The sequence below is a fragment of the Kitasatospora sp. NPDC038210 genome (assembly GCF_055600605.1).
The window spans coordinates 38,872-54,927 of record NZ_JBVJYK010000016.1 but is presented as its reverse complement, the minus strand read 5'-3'; the positions used below and the strand labels follow the sequence as shown (position 1 = coordinate 54,927).

The window sequence follows — 16,056 nt, the reverse complement described above, 5'->3', positions numbered from 1 at the left end:
GCGCAGGCGGGGGCAGTCCGGCCGGACCCGCCACCTCGCAGGCACGGTCGTAGTCGTCGTCCCCGTCGCCGATGACCATGCCCGACTCCGTGCAACCGTGCCACCGGGCCAGTGCGGACACCGGAACGGCTATCAGCGGGCCGCCCATCGACTCGACCCAGGTCAGCGGTTCGTGTGAGCCGGCGTCGTCGGCCTCAGCCTCAGCCTCAGCCTCAGCCTCAGCCTCAGCGTCGGCGGTGTCGTCGGCTTCAGGGGCGGAGGAGGAGAACGTCTTCACGACGCCAGTCTCCGCTCGGCCACTGACAACGAGCCTCCGCGGACGCTCACCGGCCCGACACCGGAGACCTGACACCGGAGACCTGGCACCTGCCGCCGAGGCGGCCCGTCCGCAGCCGTCCCGCTAATCGATGAGGTCGGGCCGCCAGGTGGTGGGCCGGTCGGGGTACACGTTCGCGGTGGGGGAGACGTTGTAGGCGGCGTCTGTGGCGTCGGCCGCGACCACCCGGCCGAGGCCCTGGTAGGCGAGGGGGACGGGCTCGCGCACGGTGGCGCAGTCGGCCGGCGGGGTGATCACGGTCGTCCCGGCGTCGAGGTCGATGACATGGGCGCCGGGCACTCCGGGGCAGGGGTAGATCTTCCCGGCGCGGGCGAACTCCAGCCGCACCTTGGCCCTGGTGGGCAGGCTCGCCCGGTTCGTCACCTTGAGGGCGATGGAGACGCGGTCGGCCTCCACCCGAACGCAGACCCGCCAGGTGACGACCCCGGGCCCCGGGAACGGGGCGCTGCAGCGGCTGTCCTCGCCCAGCGAGCCCTTCTCGACGCCGGGGCGCTCGGTCGGCGGCGCGGGTTGGCTCAGCGGCGGCTGCGAGGTCGGGTCGGTCGGCGGGCCGGCCGCAACGGGCGTGCCCGCTATGGCCGGTGTGCTCGGCAAGGGCGGGGCGCTCGCGGACGCCGTCGCGCTCGCGGAGGCCCTCGCACCGACTGGGGTTGATCCGCCGGCTGCGCCCCGCACGGCGGGCGGGCTCGCCGCGGTCCTCGTACTGGCGGCGTCGGCGGAGTCCTTCGCGGTGGTGGGGTCGATGCCGTTGCCGGCCAGGTAGACGGTGAGGGCGGCACAGGCCACCGCGATCGAGGCCAGCCCCGTGATCCGGCCGGCCGAGCGCCGGGCGCGCCCCGGGGTCGGCGCCGGCAGCTCCGCAGGGGCCGGATCCGGTTCGTCCTCCGGCGGCCCGCAGGGCCGGTCCTCCCCTCCTCCTTCCGGCCCGCGAGGCGCCGTCGTGCCGGAGCGCCGGGCGGTGTCGATCCGGTCCAGGCAGTCGGCGGCCCTCTCCCAGGCCACCACCAGTTCGCGGCGCTGCTCCGGCGTGAACCTGCCGCTGCCGACCATCAGATCGAGGACGGACGCCGAGGGCAGGGTGTGGCCGGACAGCACGCGGTGCCAGGTGCTCTTCCCGATCGGAGTACCGGCCTTGGCGGACCGGTTCTGCAGGGCGCGGCCCTGGAGGTCCAGTTCCGTCGTCAGGGTGGTCATCAGCTGCGTCCAGTCCTGGACGTCCGGCGGGTGCGGCACCGGGATGGCTCGCCCGCGCGTGGGCCTGGGGCCGGTCATCTGCCTCCTCCTCGGCAGCCCGGGCTGTCCCACAATCCCTGCGTTTCCGCAGGTCACGGGCGTGTGGGACAGCCCGTCGGGCAATGGGACAACTGGGACGGGCCCAGGCTACCGACGGGCCCGGACCGATGAGATCGTGATTGCCGTCGGCACTCGCCGACAGTCGCCAAGTTCCCAGCCCCGTCCGGGGTTTCCTCGTCATGCCCGGATCGGCGCATCATCCGAAGGAGTGAGCTCCCGTGAACCCGAGCCACCGCCGCGCCCTGCCCGTCGCCCCCGAGTCCCGCACTGCCCGCACCTCCTGGTCCCACGCGGCCGCCCGCACCGCCGCCGCGCTCACCGCCGCCCTCGTCGTCACCGGCGTCCTCGGCGCCGGCGCGGCCGGCGCGGCGACCCTCCCGTCCGCCGGCCAGCGCAGCGAACGGACCGTCGCCGACGCCCCCGCCACGCGGACCGCCGCCGCCCTCCGCGACCGGATCGTCTCGGTCGCCCGGGGTGAGATCGGGGTGCGGGAGGGCACTGCGGAGTGCAACAAGTACTTCCCGAACAAGAGCCACACCTGCAAGACCGGGTGGTGCGCGGCGTTCGTCGAGTGGACCTGGCGCGAGGCGGGAGTCAAGGAGGTGCCGAGCGACCTGACCGGCCGCGGTGTCGGCTACTGGGGCAAGCAGCACGGCCTGTGGCACCCCGTCGGCTCGGCCCACCCGCAGCCCGGTGACCTGGTGGTCTACGGGGAGCCGGCCAAGGAGACCCCGGGTGGCCACGTCGGCGTCGTGGTCGCCGTGCACGGCGACGGCACCCTCGACACCGTCGAGGGCAACTACAGCGACAAGGTCACCCTCCGCACCCACCTCAATCCCCGGACCGCCCGCGGCGGCGCCGACGACCTGCACGTCGCGGGCTACGTCACCCCGCCGAGCGCCTGACGGCCGTACCTCTGAACCTCTGACAGCCGTACCTCCCGCCCGGAGCCGCCACCACGGCGGCTCCGGGCTCCACCGCGTTCCGGGGGTCGCCGTCCCGCGGTCGTCGGGGTGGGTACGAACGGGCCGGGGGAAGGATCAGCGCACCGGCAGCGTCAGCGTGGCCGGGTCGGCCGTGGTGGAGCCGAAGGTCACCCGGGAGCCGAGGGGGGTCTCCCCGCCGTACAGGGCGTCCCGGGTGCCCAGCACCAGCGCCAGTCGGTGGCCGGCCGGCAGGTCGTAGGCGGTGGCGAAGAGCGGGACGTCCATCGTGAACGGCTGCCCGGGCGTGCGGTCGGACCAGCTCTGCGGCGCGTGCGAGATCAGCCGGCCGGCGCCGAGCGCGTCCACGTCGTAGAGGTAGGCGACGACCGTGCCCTGCGGGGCCGTCGCGGTGACCGTGGTGTGCACCCGGGCGACGCCGCGCAGCGACAGGCCCTGCGGGTACGGCCGGGACTGCCGGACCACGGCGGCCGGGCGGGCCAGCAGCGGGACGACCACGGTCGGCGGCTGGTGCACCGCCTGGTCGACCATCCCGGACAGCAGGGCGACCCCGCCGCTCGCGCCGGAGGGGGTGTTGCCGAGCACGGTGGTCCGCCAGTCCGCCGACACCTGGTCCCCGGCGGTGTCGGCCCCGAGGGTGTCGGCGCCGACCGTGAGGTGTTCGGTGCGGGAGCTGACGGACTGCCAGTCGGCGTGGTCCTCGGGTGTGCCGGAGGGGCGCACTTCGAGGTGGACCGGTTGCGTTCGGCTGCCCGGAGCCGTGCCCGGGGTGGTGTCCGGGGTGGTGTCCGGGGCCGGGGCTCCCTTGACGTACCGGTCGAGCCACGCGCGCGCGCTGTTCCAGGTGGCGTTGTCCAGGCCGAGCAGTCCGGTGAACTCCTGGCTGGCGTGGTCGCCCGGGCGCAGTTCGAGGCTCTTGGGGACGGTCAGCCGCTGGTAGAAGTCGGTGACCTGGCTGGGGTTGAAGAAGCTGTCGCCCCAGGCGTTGGCCATCAGGACGGCGGTCCCGTTCGCGTTGATCCGGTCCAGGTAGCGCGCCGGGGAGCGGGTGTCCGCCCAGCGGATGACCCCGGGGAGGTCGCGGTCGGCGAAGAGGTCGTCCAGGACCTTGGCGAACTCGGGGCTCTTGCGGCCGGTCGGGGCCTGGATGCCGGCGAGCACGGCCGCGGCCTGCAGGTGCCGGGTCTGCCCGCTGTAGAGCGAGTCGGTGAGGTCGGCCCAGCCGCTGAGCGAGGCGACGGCCTTGATCCGCGGGTCGGAGGCGGCGCCGAGCAGGGTCAGGCCGCCGCCCAGCGAGAGCCCCACCATGCCGATCCGGTCCGGGTCGGCCGGGGTGTGTGCGAGCGCCCAGTCGATCACCGCGGAGATGTCCGCGACGTCCTTGGGCCCGGCGACGTCGACCTCCCCGCCGGAGCCCCAGAAGCCCCGCACCGTGTAGGTGACGACGACGTACCCGTCGGCGGCGAGCGCACGGCCCTGGGCGACGTACTCCAGGTCGTTCTGCCCCCAGCTGGCCGGCTGCACCAGCAGCGGGTGGCGCCCCTGCGGACCGGCTCCCGGCGCGCCGGGAGCGGGTGTGAACACGTCGGCCTTGAGGACGACGCCGTCGCGCATCGGGACGTCGGCCAGGCAGAACGATCCCGTACCCGCTGCGGCCGAGGACGGCGCCCGGGCGACCGCGGGTCGTGCCACGGCGGGCTGTGCGACGGCGGCCCCGCCGACGGTGAGCGCCGCCGCGAGGACGGCACTCGCCGTCCGGCGTCCACGGCTGGGGGTGGGTCGTTCCATCACGTGCTCCATCTGTGCTCGAACTGCTCGACTGCCGGAGCGTAGCGATCTGATGAGCACTCAGAGGAGGTGGTGATCAGCCAAATTACCAGCCAGTAACACCCGTCGGGCCGTGGTGCGTGCGCGGGAGCGACAGGTCGCATCCGGCAGGGTCCGGCCAATCCTTCGGACTCCCGTGGACCGCTTGACCCATCCGAAGAGCGTGCTCGACAACGTGACGCACGAGCCGAGCGTGCTCACCGTCAGGTACTTCACGATCGCCGTCAATTGACACCCACCGCCGCACGTTCCGCGCCTGACGCGCCTGACGCGCCTGATGCGCCTGACGCTTCCGTGCGGAATCGCGGGAACCGCGGCCGGGACGAGCGGCGAAGCGCAGTACCATCCCAGGTCGGGACGGTGTGTGTGGCATCCGGAAGGGAAGGGCGGGCGCATGGCGGGCGGTGCGTGGCCGGAGCTCCTGTCGCACTCCGGGCAGTTGACCGCGCTGTACACCGAACTGCCGCCCCTGGAGGGGCTGGTCCTCCGGTCGGTGCAGCTGAACCCGCGCGGGGCCGGCGTCACCCTGCGGGTCGAGTTCCCCCGCTTTCCCGATCTCGCCCCGCACGCCTGGACGGACGCGGGGTGCGACCGGTTCGAGGCGCAGGTCGAGTTCATGGGCGTCGAGGAGGACCTGCGGATGCGGGGCGTTCCCGACGGCACCGTGGTCGACGTCGGGTTGAGCCCGTTCCTGCGGGAGTGGGAGCGGCGGATCGCGGTCGGGGTGAGCGGTCGCGGGTTCTCGCTGGACTTCACGGCGCACGCCGCGCTCAAGGTGGGGCACCTCAACGCCTACTGCTCCAGCGACGCCGAACCGTACGCGGCCGAGCGGTGGTTCGTGAGCCCGCTCGACCGGCGCCTGTACGGCAGCGCGCTGCCGCCCACGACCGCGAAGATGTTCTATGAGTGACCGCGACCGGCAGGGTGACCGTGACTGGTCCGCGGAGGTGGCGAACCCCGGGACGGTCCGCGAGGTGCTGGGCGCACCGCCGCCCCCGCTGAGCGACTACGACCTGGACTCCGTCCTCGTCGACGAACGCGAAGCGTCCGTCACCTTGAGGTTCTCCGCCTTCGCCGTCCCTGCGGGCGCCGCGGAGCTGTGGCGGGAGCGCGGCCACAACGCGGTCGAGTTCGTGCTGGTCTGCACCGGCGTGACGGACTTCGCGGTGGACGCGTGGTCGGGCTGGCCCACGACCCGCGCCACGCTCACGGGCAGGAGGGTCGTGCTCTCCGGGCGGGGCAAGCACGTGTCCTTCGCGGCGGCCGGGATCCGCGCCGAGCCGCCCGTCGGATGGCTCCGGAGCCGGTTCGAGTGAGATGCGGCGAGGGCCGAGGGGACGCCCCTCGGCGCTCGCCGTTTCGCACTCCTCAGTACTCAGGCCTCAGCCGTTGCCACCGGCCCCTCGGGAGCCGTCGCGGCGGGTCAGTGCCAGTTGCTGATCCTGACGTCGCGCGGCGCGGGCTCACCCGTGCCGGTCTCCAGCATGCCCTTGAGGCTCATCAGGAACGTGGCCCACTTGGTGCTGCAGTGGTACATGAACTCCACCGGCTCCCTCCAGCCCTCGTGCCGGAACAGCACGATGGTGAAGTCGTCCTCCTGCTTGAGGTCGAAACGGACCCGGGTGCCGATCCACTCCTCCGGGCCGTCGATGACCTCCCAGAGCACGTGGTGGCCGGGCTCGGCTTCCAGGACCTTCATGTCGAAGCCTCCGGGAGGGCCGAACCGGAACCGGACCACGCCGCCGACGCCGGCCTCGCCCTCCGTGTCCTCGGTCCACCAGCCCGTGAGTCCGTCGACGGTGGTCAGGGCCGTGTAGACGGCATCCGGGGACGCCGTGACTCCGATCCGGTGCAGGATGTCCGCCATGGCGGTACCCCTCTCTCGTACGGGCGCCCGTTCCCGGGCGCGTTCGTTCCTCGGTGCGTGCCTTTGTCCGTGCCTTCGTGCGTTCCTCGGCGCGTGCTTTCGTGCGTCCCGTCGTGCGTTCCTCGGTGCGTGCCGGCTCAGCTCTCCCGGCCGCTGTCCCGGTCGCGCTGGACGGCCTCGGCGATCCGCTTGATGCGGTGCAGCCGGGCATCCCAGGCGGCGCCGACCGACGACAGCTGTGCGACGGCGCGGGCGAGTTGGGCCTCGTCGACCTCGTACCGGCGCTCGCGTCCGGACGGCGTGCCGTGGACGAGCCCGACGCGGCCCAGTACGCCCAGGTGCTTGGCGACCGCCTGCCGGGTGACCGGGAGTTGGTCGCTGAGGGTGGTCGCCGTCCCGCCGCCGGTCAGGAGCAGGTCGAGCATTCGCCGCCGGATCGGGTCTCCGACCGCCGACCAGAGCTCGTCGTCGATGACGGGGCTCACGGCCGCGTCCCCATCCGGGCCGCGTACGTGACGAGGCGGGGCAGGAAGTGGTCCCAGCCGCGGGCGTGGTCGAGGTACGCCTCCTCCAGGACGGCTGCCTCCCAGCCCTGCTCCCGGAACCCCGTCTCGGTGAACCGCAGCAGCGTGCCGCCGTCCGACGGGACCAGGTCGAAGGTGACCAGGAACGAGTTGTCCGGCGTCGCGGGCTCGCCTTCGCCGTGGGCCCAGCGGAAGCTGAACCGCCGGGGCGGGTCGGCCTCCACCACCGTGAGTGGGACGACCTTCACGTCCGGTGTCCCCGCACCGAACGAGACGGACCCGGTGGCTCCCGGGACCGGCTTGACGTCCGCTTCGTCCGGCCACCACTCCTGCAGGTGCTCGGGCGTGCTGATGACCTCGTAGACCACCTCGGGTGTGGCCTCGACGCGGATCTCCCGCTCGATGCTGCCGTACTCCATCCCGCTCTCCTCTCCAGCGCTTTCGCAACCTTTGGTTGCGTATAACGGTAGGCCGCTTCGCCGAAATGTGCAACCTTTGGTTGCTCTATAAGAGCTCTGGGAGTCTGCCCGGACCCAGCCCGAGGCCGGCGCGGATATTCGACTGCCCGTTGTCGTGCTCCCGTTCTACGCCGGTGACGCGCAGGCGGCGGGCGTGGGCGAACCTCGGCGACCCGGTCGCGGCCGAGGAGGCCGCCCGCGCCGCCCTCGCCCTGCTGGACGTCCCGACGACGCCTGGGAGGAGCTGCTCGTCATTGCCAAGGCCCTGCGAGCCCGCGGCGCCGACGACGAACTCGCCGCCTTCCTGGCCGACCACGACCTGACGGAGGAGCACCTCGGCGACTGACGCACCGACCGGGCGGCGGCCCACCCCGGCCGCCGCCCGCCGCTCGCCGCACGTTGCCCGCCGCGCGCTGCACGTTGCCCGCCGCGCCGATGCCCGTCGTACTCCGCCGCGCACCCACGGCCTGAGTCCGTATCGGGCTGCGGCGGTCGGGCACGTCCGGCTGCGCGCGATCATCACATGTGACATCAGTCACACGTGTCACATTGAGGGACCATCAGCTTTCCTTTGCAAAACCCATACCTGCAGGCCACATTCGCAACGCGACGTCCCGAACGGGCCCGGGCGCCGTCGGAAACGATCTGGCTACCGGGCGAGGATTGGCCCTAGCCTGCCCGCCATGTCCCAGAACACGAACACTCCCGGCTTCCCCGGCCAGCCGGCCGCTCCGGCCGGCGACTCCGCCAGGATCCAGCGTCAGGTGCAGCAGCAGGCCGGCGTCGGACCGGTCTACGGTGGCGGCGGCACCCTCTTCTCCGAGCCGGTCCTGGTGGTGAACCAGAAGGCCAAGCTGATCGAGCTGACCAACGAGTACGCGGTCTTCGACCAGAACGGCGGCACGCTGGGCTCGGTGGTCCAGGTCGGTCAGAGCGGTCTGCGCAAGCTGATACGGCTGCTCACCTCCCTCGACCAGTACCTGACCCACAAGCTGGAGATCCGTGACGCGCAGGGCGCCCCGGTGCTGCTGCTGACCCGCCCGGCGAAGCTCATCAAGTCGCGGGTGATCGTGCAGCGTCCGGACGGCCAGGAGGTCGGCCAGATCATCCAGCAGAACGTCATCGGGAAGATCAACTTCGCGCTGGAGGTCGGCGGCCGGAAGGTCGGCGCCATCAAGGCGGAGAACTGGCGGGCCTGGAACTTCTCCATCGTCGACGAGACGGACACCGAGATCGCCCGGATCACCAAGACGTGGGAGGGCCTGGCGAAGACGATGTTCACCACGGCCGACAACTACGTGCTCCAGATCCACCGCCCGCTCGCCGACCCGCTGCTCAGCCTCGTCGTGGCGACCGCGCTGACCGTCGACACCGCGCTGAAGCAGGACGCCCGCGGCCTCGGCTAGCCGCAACCCGCACGGCTGCACCGCGTACGGCTGCAGCCCGCACGTCGTCCGGAGCCCCACCCCCGACCAGGCCGTTTCCTGGGGGCGGGGCCCTCCGGCCGCGCCCAAGCTCCCCTCACCCCCCAGCCAGGAAAGCAGTTCATGCTCTACGTGTTCCTCGCCGTGCTCGCGCTCGTCGCGGGCAAGGTCCTCGCCTCGCGGATCTCCCGGGCCCGGCGGACCCGCCGGGAGGCCGAGCTGCGGCGCAGCCTCGTCCCCCGCGACCAGCTGGTGCTGCACGGCGACGAGCCGTCCGCCGAGTTGGCGGCCGTGCTCGGTGCGGCCGGGGCCGGTGACTGGCGCCCGGTGGCCGCGTACCTGGCCGAGGCCGACGGTGACGGCGACGCGTACCGGCGCTGGATGCGGATGGCGCCGCTGAGCGCGGCGGCGGCGAAGGATGACCACTGGCTGCGGGCGTGGCGCGAGGAGGAGCCGCGCAACGCGACGGCCGTCCTGGTGCAGACCGACGCGCTGGTGCAGCTCGCCTGGGAGATCCGCTCCGACCTGTACGCCTCCGAGGTGTCGCAGGAGCAGGCGCGCGGGTTCCACCGGGTCCTGCGCGAGGCCGAGCAGGTCGCGCTGGAGGCCGTCGAGCTGGCGCCGGCCGGGGACCCCAACCCCTGGGTGGCGCAGATCGCCGTCGCCATGGGGCTGGGCCGGTCGCACGAGGACTTCCGCGCGCTCTGGGCCGAGGTGGTGGCGCGTGACCCGCACCACCTGCGGGCGCACGAGGGCGCGCTGCAGTACTGGTGCGCCAAGTGGCACGGCAGCCACGAGCTGATGCACGCCTTCGTCGACACCGCGATCGCCGACGCACCGGCCGGCAGCCTGCTGACCGTGCTGAAGGTGCGGGCGTGCTTCGAACAGATCACCCGCGACAAGACGGGGGCGGCCGCCTACCGGACCCCGGAGTTCACCGCGGCCGTGGACGCCCTGCTGGCCGACCTGGCGCAGGCCGACCCGGCGCACCCGCAGCTCCAGTCCGCCCGCGGCTGGGCAGCCTGGTCGCTGACCATGAACCTCCGGGTGGCGCAGGCGCTGGAGCTGTTCCGGCTGATGGGCCCCGAGGTGGCCGGTCCCTGGCGCTCCTACGACGATCCGCAGCAGGCCTTCGACCGGATGCGCGAGATCACCGTCCAGGCGATCGCCCGGGCGAAGACCTGACCCACCGCGCGGTCACCCGGTCGGCCCGGGGCCGGCGAGGCGCCGGCGAGGTGCTCGAAGAACTCGTCGAGCAGGCGGAAGAGTTCACTCATGGCGTTCTGGAACATCGAGGACTGCCACGCCGGATTGCGTCGGTCCGGTCGGGTCGATGACGCGGTCTCCCAGCCGTCCTCGGCGTCCGGTACGTCGATCAGTTCCGTCACGTCGGACAGTCGACCAGCAGTCGGCCGCCCGTCGCCCGCGGGTCGCTTCGTCGTCGAGCCCGGTCCGGTCCGGTCCGTTCACGGAACCCGGTCGGAGCGGTTCCTCACGGATCCGCCTGCACCGGGCCGGGTACGGGGTGCTAGAAATCCCTGGTGGACGATCACTCCGAGCCCTCGACCCTGCGCGTCTTCGTGGCGCTGGCTCCGCCCGACGACGCCAAGGACGAGTTGGCCCGCGTCCTGCAGCCCGCCTACCAGAGGTACCCGCGGCTGCGGTGGAACCGGATCGAGGACTGGCACATCACCCTGGCCTTCCTCGGCGAACTCCCGTCCACCGCAGTGCCGTTGCTGCGTTCGGTGCTGGTGGGCCGGGCCGCCTCTCACCCCGCCCTGCAGCTGAGCCTGTGCGGGGGCGGCCACTTCGACGACCGACTGCTGTGGAGCGGCATCGGCGGGGACCTGGAGGGACTGCACCTGCTCGCCGCGGACGTCCGGGAGCTGGTCCGGTCCTGCGGGATCGAGTTCGGCGGGCGCCCGCTGCGGCCCCATCTGACGCTCGCACGGGCCCGCCGCGACGATCCCACCAGCGTGCCCGAGGTCGCCGCCGGGCTCACCGACTTCGTGGGCCGACCGTGGCTCACCGAGCGTCTCCACCTGGTCGGCAGCAACATCGGCCGCGGGCCGGGGCCGATCCACTACCGCGACATCGAGTCGTGGCGGTTCGGCACCGCAGTCCGCCCCGGGGAGGACGGCGCCCCCGGCGAGCCGTAGCCCCGGGCGCCCTCGCCACACCCGGCTGGACCGCCGTCACGCCGCCGTCACACCGCCTCGGACCGTCGGCAACGGGAGCGTGTCGGCCCCCTCGTCCAGCATGGCGTGCAGCGCCTTCCTCGTATGGGCTTGTTGAAGGGCCCGGGGCCGGGAAGGCGCAGGACGGCCGGTACCAACTCCTATCTTGGGCCGGCCGTCCGTCCCCTCTTCTGCGACCGCTCCGTTCGGCACTCCGGCCGTCGGTCCTCCGAGTGATCCCCGGCACAGGGGCTCGCCTTCCCAGCGGTGGTGATGATCACTAAGGTGTGGAAGCTGTGAGCATGCGTGAATCCGGTGACGATCTGTGGGACGAGTTCGTCAAGGACTTCGAGAAGAACAAGGCCGCGCGGGAGCCGAGCGCCGCCGAACGGGCCCCGCAGCCGGAGCGTCGACGCTCGCGGCGTCGGCTGCTGCTTCCGGTGGCCGCCGTCCTGCTGGCTGCCGCCGGCGCCGCGGCGTACCTGCTCCGGCCGTCGGACCCGGCGTCGGCAGCGGCCGCACCCGCGCCTGCGCCCGCCCCGGTGTCGTCCGCGCCCTCGGCACCGGCGGTGACGCCGCCGACCGTTACCCCCTTGGCGGCGGCCTCGGCGGCGGCCGATGCTCCGGCCTCGGCCATCCCGCTGACCGTCTTCCCGGCGCAGGTGCAGGGGTACACGCTGGTGGCGGCCGTGGCGCACCCCACCTGCACCGGCGCGAACACCGTGGCGCCGACCCTCGCCGGGTGGATCACCCAGGGCCACGGCTGTCTCGGCGTCAATCTGGTGCTGTACAGGGACGCCGAGGGCAACCAGTACAACCTGGCGCTGTTCACCATGAAGGACCCGCTCGACAGCCTGCACCTGGTCACCCAGCTGGGCGCCCACCCCGAGGCTCGCGAAGTCGGTGTCCACATCCCGCCCAAGGACTCGGGCCTGCCCCGGCTGCCGGCCGACAGCGGCTTCGTGCAGGACTTCGCGTCCTACGGGCACGGCTTGCTCGTCGGCTCGGCCCAGTGGTCCGACGGCCGGACGGCGGACTTCGACAAACTGGTGCAGCAGCTCTCGCCGTTGACCGACGCCGTCATCAAGAACGTCCCCGCCTGACGGAGCACCATGTGAGCACCGTGGGCCACCCTGAAGGGCCTCGCAGCGCCCTGACCGCCTTGCCCGGGCCCTGGGCCGGGAATCAATCCCGGCCCAGAGCGAGCACCGTGACTGGTCGTCAGCCGTTTCGGTCGGCGCTGCGGTACGAGCCGGCAGCGATGGGCCATTCGTTGTGGTAGATCTTGAACGGCAGGTCCTTCTCCAGCAGCGGGGTGCCGAAGACGGCGATGCGCGCCATCAAGGCTCCGTTCACGTCGAGCCCGCCGTAGAGGCCGGCCGTACCCTCGACGACCGGCTTGGCGCCACTGCTGTCGACGGTGACCGAACCGTCCACCGACGCCCGCAGGTACGGCTCGACGCTGGCCTTCACGCCCACCGTGTCGTAGAGGGCGACCGAGCCCTCGGCGACCAGGCCGGCGCGGACGTCGGCCCGGCCGGAGAACGTGGCCTTGACCGGAGTGACCTTGGTGCTGACGGGCTCGGTGGTGCTGGTCCAGCCGCCCGCCCTGGTGTAGTCGGAGTGGACGGCCCACGCGCCGTCGATGCTCTGGGTGGTGTCGACGGTGACACTGCCGTCGGCGCTGATCGCGGCGTACACGGTGACGTTGAGGGTGATCACGACCGGGACCGGGCCGACCATCACGGTGGGGGCGGCGGTGAGTGTGGCGATCGGCATCCTGACCGGGCCGGTGGAGCCGGTGAGGCTCGCCGTGAGGTGCCAGTCCGCGTGCGCGCCGAGGTCGAAGCCGATCCTGGCCTGCTCGGGGCGGAGGATGCCCCGGGAGCCCTGGTAGGAGAACTCGACGCTGGGGTCGAGTTCGATCGAGCCGGTCAGGGCGGCCTTGGCCCCACCGGGCAGCGCGATGCTGTCGCTCGCGTTCAGTTGAAGTGCTGCTGAGGCCGAGCCCTGGCCGCCGTCGGCCTTCGGGACGTAGGAGGCCTTGAGGTCCTTGACCCGCGGGGTGACCTGGATCTTGCGCGGGTCGAGGGCGCTCTTGACGTTGGCCCAGGTGTCGCCGAGGAGTTCGGAGATGGTGGCCGGGCGGGTGCTGACCGCCACCTTCCCTGCGCCGACGGACTTGACCTCGGTGATCGCCAGCAGCGCACCCTGCGGCGCGGCGGCCGATGGCGGGCTGTCGATGACCTGGCCGACCCGGACGGCAGCTGTGGCGGCGGCACTGGCGCTCGGGCTCGGGGCGTTCCTACCGGTGTCGGCGACGGCGAGCACGGCCTTGCCGGTGCCCTTGTCGTAGGAGTCGAGCTTGAGGCCGGGCGCACCGTCCGCGCCGGCCGTACCGGCCACGACGGGTGCGCCGGCCGTACCGGCCACGACCGGCGTGCCGGCCGGGGACGGACTCGCGGGCGAAGGGACGGGCCCGTTCTGCGGCGAGACGCTCCTCGGCGCCGACTTCGGCGTGACCGGCGTGACCGGTGGGAGGGGTGCGGCCGGGGCGACCGACGGGCCCGCCGACGCGTGGTCGGCGGCCGGGGTCACCAGCGTGACCTTCGGGTCATCGGCGGGTGACGGGGAGAGCGGCGCGGCAGCCTCGGTCGGGGCGAGCAGGGCCGGGGCCGCCGCCGCGGCGGGGTCGGCGGGCGGGGCTGCCGGTGCCGTGTGGTCGCACGCGCTGAGCAGCAGCACGGCGGATGCGGTGAGTACGGGCAGGGTGCGGGTGCGCATGGACAAACGGAGGATCACCTTCGGCGTCAGGCGGACAGGGAGGACCGCGGGCATGCGCGGATCTCGGGCGCATGCCCTGGGTGGCGTCGGCAAGCTCCACCCGGACGGGACGACCCCGGCCGACTGCCGGCGGAGGTGGAGGGGGCCGGGCTGAAGAAGGTCGAGATCCGCCGTCGACCAGGCTTCAGGCCCCCGAAGTCGGAACCAGTGGATCTTGCCTGGCCAGAACGTACACCAGTCGGCATGTACAGCCCAAGTTCGGGAGGCTGACGAGGCGCCAGGGGCGGATTCGCGCGCTCCGGGGGCGCTCGTCCCCTCGGTGTCGTTCGCCGCGCACGCGCCCCCGCGCGCAGCTGGGCGGTGTGCAGGGGATTCCCGCCGTCCGCATTGCGCGACCCGTGCCGCCGGGTGTAAATACCCGTTACTTTGTAATTCACCGTCAGAAAACCGAAGGGGAGGGGACATTGACGCTCGACCTGAGACGTCAGGGGTCTGTCGAGGAGGACATGGTCTTCTTCGCGATGCCGTACGGCGACAAGGAGTTGCCCAACGGCAACACGGAGAACTTCGACGACCTGTACGAAGGACACTTCGAGGACTGGATCAGGAACTGGGACCTCCGCGCCGAGCGCGCCGACAAGGTCGCCGGGACCACCGAGAGTGCGATGGACGTCGCCTGGTCCGGGATCGACCGGGCCGGGATCGTGGTGGCCGACCTGTCCGTTCCGTCGACGTCCGTGGCCATGGAGCTGGCCTGGGCGCTGTGCCTGCGCAAGCGGTTGGTGGTGATCGCCCACAAGGGTGCCCTGGTCCCCAGCAACGCACTGGGGCAGTTCCGAGTGGTGTGGTACGAGTGGAGCGTGCGGGGCCTGTTCGAGCTGCGCACCAGCCTGCAGTCGGAGATCGAAGCCCTGCGCCGGCAGCGCCGTGAGCCGGAGATGGACCTGCGGCCGTACATGCCGGAGGACCGCCAGCGCGCCAGGGCCAAGGTCGAGGAGGTCGGCGAGGACCACATCAGGGTCCGCGACGTCCGCAACCCGCGCCGGATCGCCGAGATGCACAAGCGGGACGTCGGCTACCACGAGACCATTCCGGACCAGATGTCGCAGCGCTACCACGTCGGCCGGGACATCCCCGGCTTCTTCGTGTACCGGGACAACGTGCTGGTCTTCACCCAGCAGGAGGGCGAGGACCCCTGGGACACCTGGGAGCGGACCTACCAGCGCGGTTCCGTGTTCACCGCGCGGGTCCACCTGGTGAACAACGCGGGCGTCTGGGTCGAGTTGCCCGGCGGCGGCCGCTCCCGGCTGCGACAGCACGAAGCGGTCGGGCTGAAGGAGGGCGACGAGGTGCCCGTGGTGATCCGGTGGGTCGACCGGGTGCGCCAGCGGATCGAGATCGGTGCCGCGAACCAGCCCGCGACCCCTGCCGTTCCGGGGCCGACCCCGTCGCCGGACGACTACCCCAGGCCCGGAGAGCGACAGGGTGCCACCGTCGCCGTCGTCAACGAGTCCTTCGTTCTGGTGACGTTGGACGACCACCCCGAGCTGCCGACACTGGCCCTGCTGCACGTGCGGCGGATGTCGCCGTCGCTGCGCGAGGACCTGGAGGCGGGCCGGGTGACGGAGGGGCGCCGGGTCGTGGTCGACGTCGAGGAGGTCGGCCCTTCGCGCACCAAGCCGGGCCGGACCGACATCCGGGTCCGCGAGGTGGAGGGCGAACTGCCGCCGGAGAGCGGGACGGTCGCGGAGGCGGCGGCGTGGTGATCCCCGGCCAGGCGCCGTCCGTCGCCCCGACCCCGCTGGACGCGCGGCTGTGGAACAGCCGCGTCGGCGTGCAGGACTACGCTTCGGCGGGCGAGAAGTACCAGGCGGCCGTCCTGGAGCAGTACAAACTGTACGTGGAGATGGCGGACCGGATCAGTGCCCGCCGGAGCCTGACCAACACCTTCTTCCTGACCGTCAACGCGGCCCTGCTGACTGCGGTCGGCACCGTCCGCGTCAACGTCCTGCACGGGCTGCCGACCTGGGGGCTGGTGGTCGCCGGGCTGGTGGCAGTGGGCCAGTGTGCCGCCTGGATCCTCCTCATCGCCTCCTACCGGCAGCTCAACCGGGCCAAGTACCGCGTCATCGGGGCGCTGGAGCAGCGGCTTCCGGCCCGCGCCTACGATGCCGAGTGGGTGGAGCTCGGGGACGGGAAGACGATCCGGCAGTACCTCCCGCTCACGCTGGTGGAGCTGTGGATCCCGGTGCTGTTCCTGCTCTTCTACGTCACCGCCGGTGCCGTGGCGGTGAACCTGGCCTGACGGTGGGGCCGGGCGGCGGCGCGCCCGGGCCCGGGTCCGCTACCGTGCTGAAGTGGACACGATCCCGGGTCGGTACCATACGACGCATTCGAACGTGCAATCGTCTGGGCCTGGGA

The 16,056-nt window shown here is 72.4% G+C and carries 17 protein-coding genes and 1 pseudogene; 10 read left to right on the top strand and 8 right to left on the bottom strand.

Annotated elements, in window-relative coordinates; all coding sequences use genetic code 11:
- Positions 1–19 precede the first annotated feature (19 nt).
- Together ACZ7KX_RS29155 and ACZ7KX_RS29150 are read right to left on the bottom strand one after the other, a co-directional pair.
- Positions 20–277 (bottom strand): annotated as a pseudogene (locus tag ACZ7KX_RS29155) (Imm21 family immunity protein); the annotation flags it as partial.
- Positions 278–400: 123 nt separating this feature from the next.
- On the bottom strand, positions 401–1,609 hold the full coding sequence (locus ACZ7KX_RS29150) for a hypothetical protein (RefSeq protein ID WP_470329053.1): 1,209 nt from the start codon (positions 1,607–1,609) through the stop codon (positions 401–403).
- A 239-nt stretch (positions 1,610–1,848) separates the two neighbouring features.
- On the opposite strand from ACZ7KX_RS29150, the gene ACZ7KX_RS29145 reads away from it, so the two are divergent.
- Entirely contained in the window at positions 1,849–2,535 is a 687-nt protein-coding gene (locus tag ACZ7KX_RS29145) for a CHAP domain-containing protein (protein WP_470329052.1), read from the top strand.
- A gap of 135 nt (positions 2,536–2,670) precedes the next feature.
- Here ACZ7KX_RS29145 and ACZ7KX_RS29140 read toward each other — a convergent pair whose 3' ends face one another.
- Entirely contained in the window at positions 2,671–4,362 is a 1,692-nt protein-coding gene (locus ACZ7KX_RS29140; RefSeq protein WP_470329051.1) for a CocE/NonD family hydrolase, read from the bottom strand.
- Between the two features lie 433 nt (positions 4,363–4,795).
- On the opposite strand from ACZ7KX_RS29140, the gene ACZ7KX_RS29135 reads away from it, so the two are divergent.
- Positions 4,796–5,311: an Imm50 family immunity protein gene (locus ACZ7KX_RS29135; protein ID WP_470329050.1), complete on the top strand. Its 516-nt coding sequence runs from the start codon at positions 4,796–4,798 to the stop codon at positions 5,309–5,311.
- Positions 5,304–5,717: an Imm50 family immunity protein gene (locus ACZ7KX_RS29130; RefSeq protein WP_470329049.1), complete on the top strand. Its 414-nt coding sequence runs from the start codon at positions 5,304–5,306 to the stop codon at positions 5,715–5,717. Before ACZ7KX_RS29135 ends, ACZ7KX_RS29130 begins: the two co-directional genes overlap by 8 nt.
- 107 nt (positions 5,718–5,824) lie before the next feature.
- On the opposite strand, the gene ACZ7KX_RS29125 is transcribed toward ACZ7KX_RS29130, so the two are convergent.
- The 3 genes from ACZ7KX_RS29125 to ACZ7KX_RS29115 all read right to left on the bottom strand — a co-directional run bounded on the left by ACZ7KX_RS29125 (position 5,825) and on the right by ACZ7KX_RS29115 (position 7,211).
- Positions 5,825–6,268 carry an SRPBCC family protein gene (locus ACZ7KX_RS29125; RefSeq protein ID WP_470329048.1) on the bottom strand — a complete coding sequence of 148 codons (444 nt, stop codon included), beginning with the start codon at positions 6,266–6,268 and terminating at the stop codon, positions 5,825–5,827.
- A gap of 137 nt (positions 6,269–6,405) precedes the next feature.
- Positions 6,406–6,753, bottom strand: coding sequence for an ArsR/SmtB family transcription factor (locus tag ACZ7KX_RS29120; protein ID WP_470329047.1), 348 nt, complete (start codon positions 6,751–6,753; stop codon positions 6,406–6,408).
- A complete protein-coding gene (locus ACZ7KX_RS29115) occupies positions 6,750–7,211 on the bottom strand; it encodes an SRPBCC domain-containing protein (protein WP_470329046.1) in 462 nt (153 codons plus the stop codon). Before ACZ7KX_RS29115 ends, ACZ7KX_RS29120 begins: the two co-directional genes overlap by 4 nt.
- 154 nt (positions 7,212–7,365) lie before the next feature.
- On the opposite strand from ACZ7KX_RS29115, the gene ACZ7KX_RS29110 reads away from it, so the two are divergent.
- The 3 genes from ACZ7KX_RS29110 to ACZ7KX_RS29100 all read left to right on the top strand — a co-directional run bounded on the left by ACZ7KX_RS29110 (position 7,366) and on the right by ACZ7KX_RS29100 (position 9,859).
- Entirely contained in the window at positions 7,366–7,596 is a 231-nt protein-coding gene (locus ACZ7KX_RS29110) for a hypothetical protein (protein ID WP_470329045.1), read from the top strand.
- A 202-nt stretch (positions 7,597–7,798) separates the two neighbouring features.
- The gene (locus ACZ7KX_RS29105) at positions 7,799–8,656 is read left to right on the top strand and encodes an LURP-one-related/scramblase family protein (protein ID WP_470329152.1); all 858 of its coding nucleotides are present in this window, start codon (positions 7,799–7,801) and stop codon (positions 8,654–8,656) included.
- Between the two features lie 141 nt (positions 8,657–8,797).
- Entirely contained in the window at positions 8,798–9,859 is a 1,062-nt protein-coding gene (locus ACZ7KX_RS29100; protein ID WP_470329044.1) for a hypothetical protein, read from the top strand.
- Here ACZ7KX_RS29100 and ACZ7KX_RS29095 read toward each other — a convergent pair.
- Positions 9,784–10,062 carry a hypothetical protein gene (locus ACZ7KX_RS29095; protein WP_470329043.1) on the bottom strand — a complete coding sequence of 93 codons (279 nt, stop codon included), beginning with the start codon at positions 10,060–10,062 and terminating at the stop codon, positions 9,784–9,786. The two genes, ACZ7KX_RS29100 and ACZ7KX_RS29095, sit on opposite strands and share 76 nt — an antisense overlap.
- Before the next feature lie 153 nt (positions 10,063–10,215).
- On the opposite strand from ACZ7KX_RS29095, the gene thpR reads away from it, so the two are divergent.
- Together thpR and ACZ7KX_RS29085 are read left to right on the top strand one after the other, a co-directional pair.
- The gene (gene thpR / locus ACZ7KX_RS29090; protein WP_470329042.1) at positions 10,216–10,833 is read left to right on the top strand and encodes an RNA 2',3'-cyclic phosphodiesterase; all 618 of its coding nucleotides are present in this window, start codon (positions 10,216–10,218) and stop codon (positions 10,831–10,833) included.
- A gap of 314 nt (positions 10,834–11,147) precedes the next feature.
- Positions 11,148–11,954, top strand: coding sequence for a hypothetical protein (locus tag ACZ7KX_RS29085; protein WP_470329041.1), 807 nt, complete (start codon positions 11,148–11,150; stop codon positions 11,952–11,954).
- 118 nt (positions 11,955–12,072) lie between these two features.
- Here the strand turns inward: ACZ7KX_RS29085 and ACZ7KX_RS29080 are convergent, their stop codons facing one another.
- A complete protein-coding gene (locus ACZ7KX_RS29080; protein ID WP_470329040.1) occupies positions 12,073–13,635 on the bottom strand; it encodes a hypothetical protein in 1,563 nt (520 codons plus the stop codon).
- 464 nt (positions 13,636–14,099) lie between these two features.
- Between ACZ7KX_RS29080 and ACZ7KX_RS29075 the strand changes: the two genes are divergently transcribed.
- Together ACZ7KX_RS29075 and ACZ7KX_RS29070 are read left to right on the top strand one after the other, a co-directional pair.
- Positions 14,100–15,401, top strand: a complete 1,302-nt coding sequence (locus ACZ7KX_RS29075) for a hypothetical protein (protein ID WP_470329039.1) — start codon at positions 14,100–14,102, stop codon at positions 15,399–15,401.
- On the top strand, positions 15,395–15,940 hold the full coding sequence (locus ACZ7KX_RS29070) for a RipA family octameric membrane protein (protein WP_470329038.1): 546 nt from the start codon (positions 15,395–15,397) through the stop codon (positions 15,938–15,940). Before ACZ7KX_RS29075 ends, ACZ7KX_RS29070 begins: the two co-directional genes overlap by 7 nt.
- The last annotated feature ends 116 nt before the right edge of the window (positions 15,941–16,056 follow it).

Excerpts from the sequence above, each read along its gene's own strand:
- ACZ7KX_RS29125 (WP_470329048.1), bottom strand. The coding sequence starts at position 6,268 with ATGGCGGACATCCTGCACCGGATCGGAGTCACGGCGTCCCCGGATGCC.
- ACZ7KX_RS29100 (WP_470329044.1), top strand. The coding sequence starts at position 8,798 with ATGCTCTACGTGTTCCTCGCCGTGCTCGCGCTCGTCGCGGGCAAGGTC.
- ACZ7KX_RS29135 (WP_470329050.1), top strand. The coding sequence starts at position 4,796 with ATGGCGGGCGGTGCGTGGCCGGAGCTCCTGTCGCACTCCGGGCAGTTG.
- ACZ7KX_RS29130 (WP_470329049.1), top strand. The coding sequence starts at position 5,304 with ATGAGTGACCGCGACCGGCAGGGTGACCGTGACTGGTCCGCGGAGGTG.
- ACZ7KX_RS29140 (WP_470329051.1), bottom strand. The coding sequence starts at position 4,362 with ATGGAACGACCCACCCCCAGCCGTGGACGCCGGACGGCGAGTGCCGTC.
- ACZ7KX_RS29115 (WP_470329046.1), bottom strand. The coding sequence starts at position 7,211 with ATGGAGTACGGCAGCATCGAGCGGGAGATCCGCGTCGAGGCCACACCC.
- ACZ7KX_RS29150 (WP_470329053.1), bottom strand. The coding sequence starts at position 1,609 with ATGACCGGCCCCAGGCCCACGCGCGGGCGAGCCATCCCGGTGCCGCAC.
- ACZ7KX_RS29080 (WP_470329040.1), bottom strand. The coding sequence starts at position 13,635 with ATGCGCACCCGCACCCTGCCCGTACTCACCGCATCCGCCGTGCTGCTG.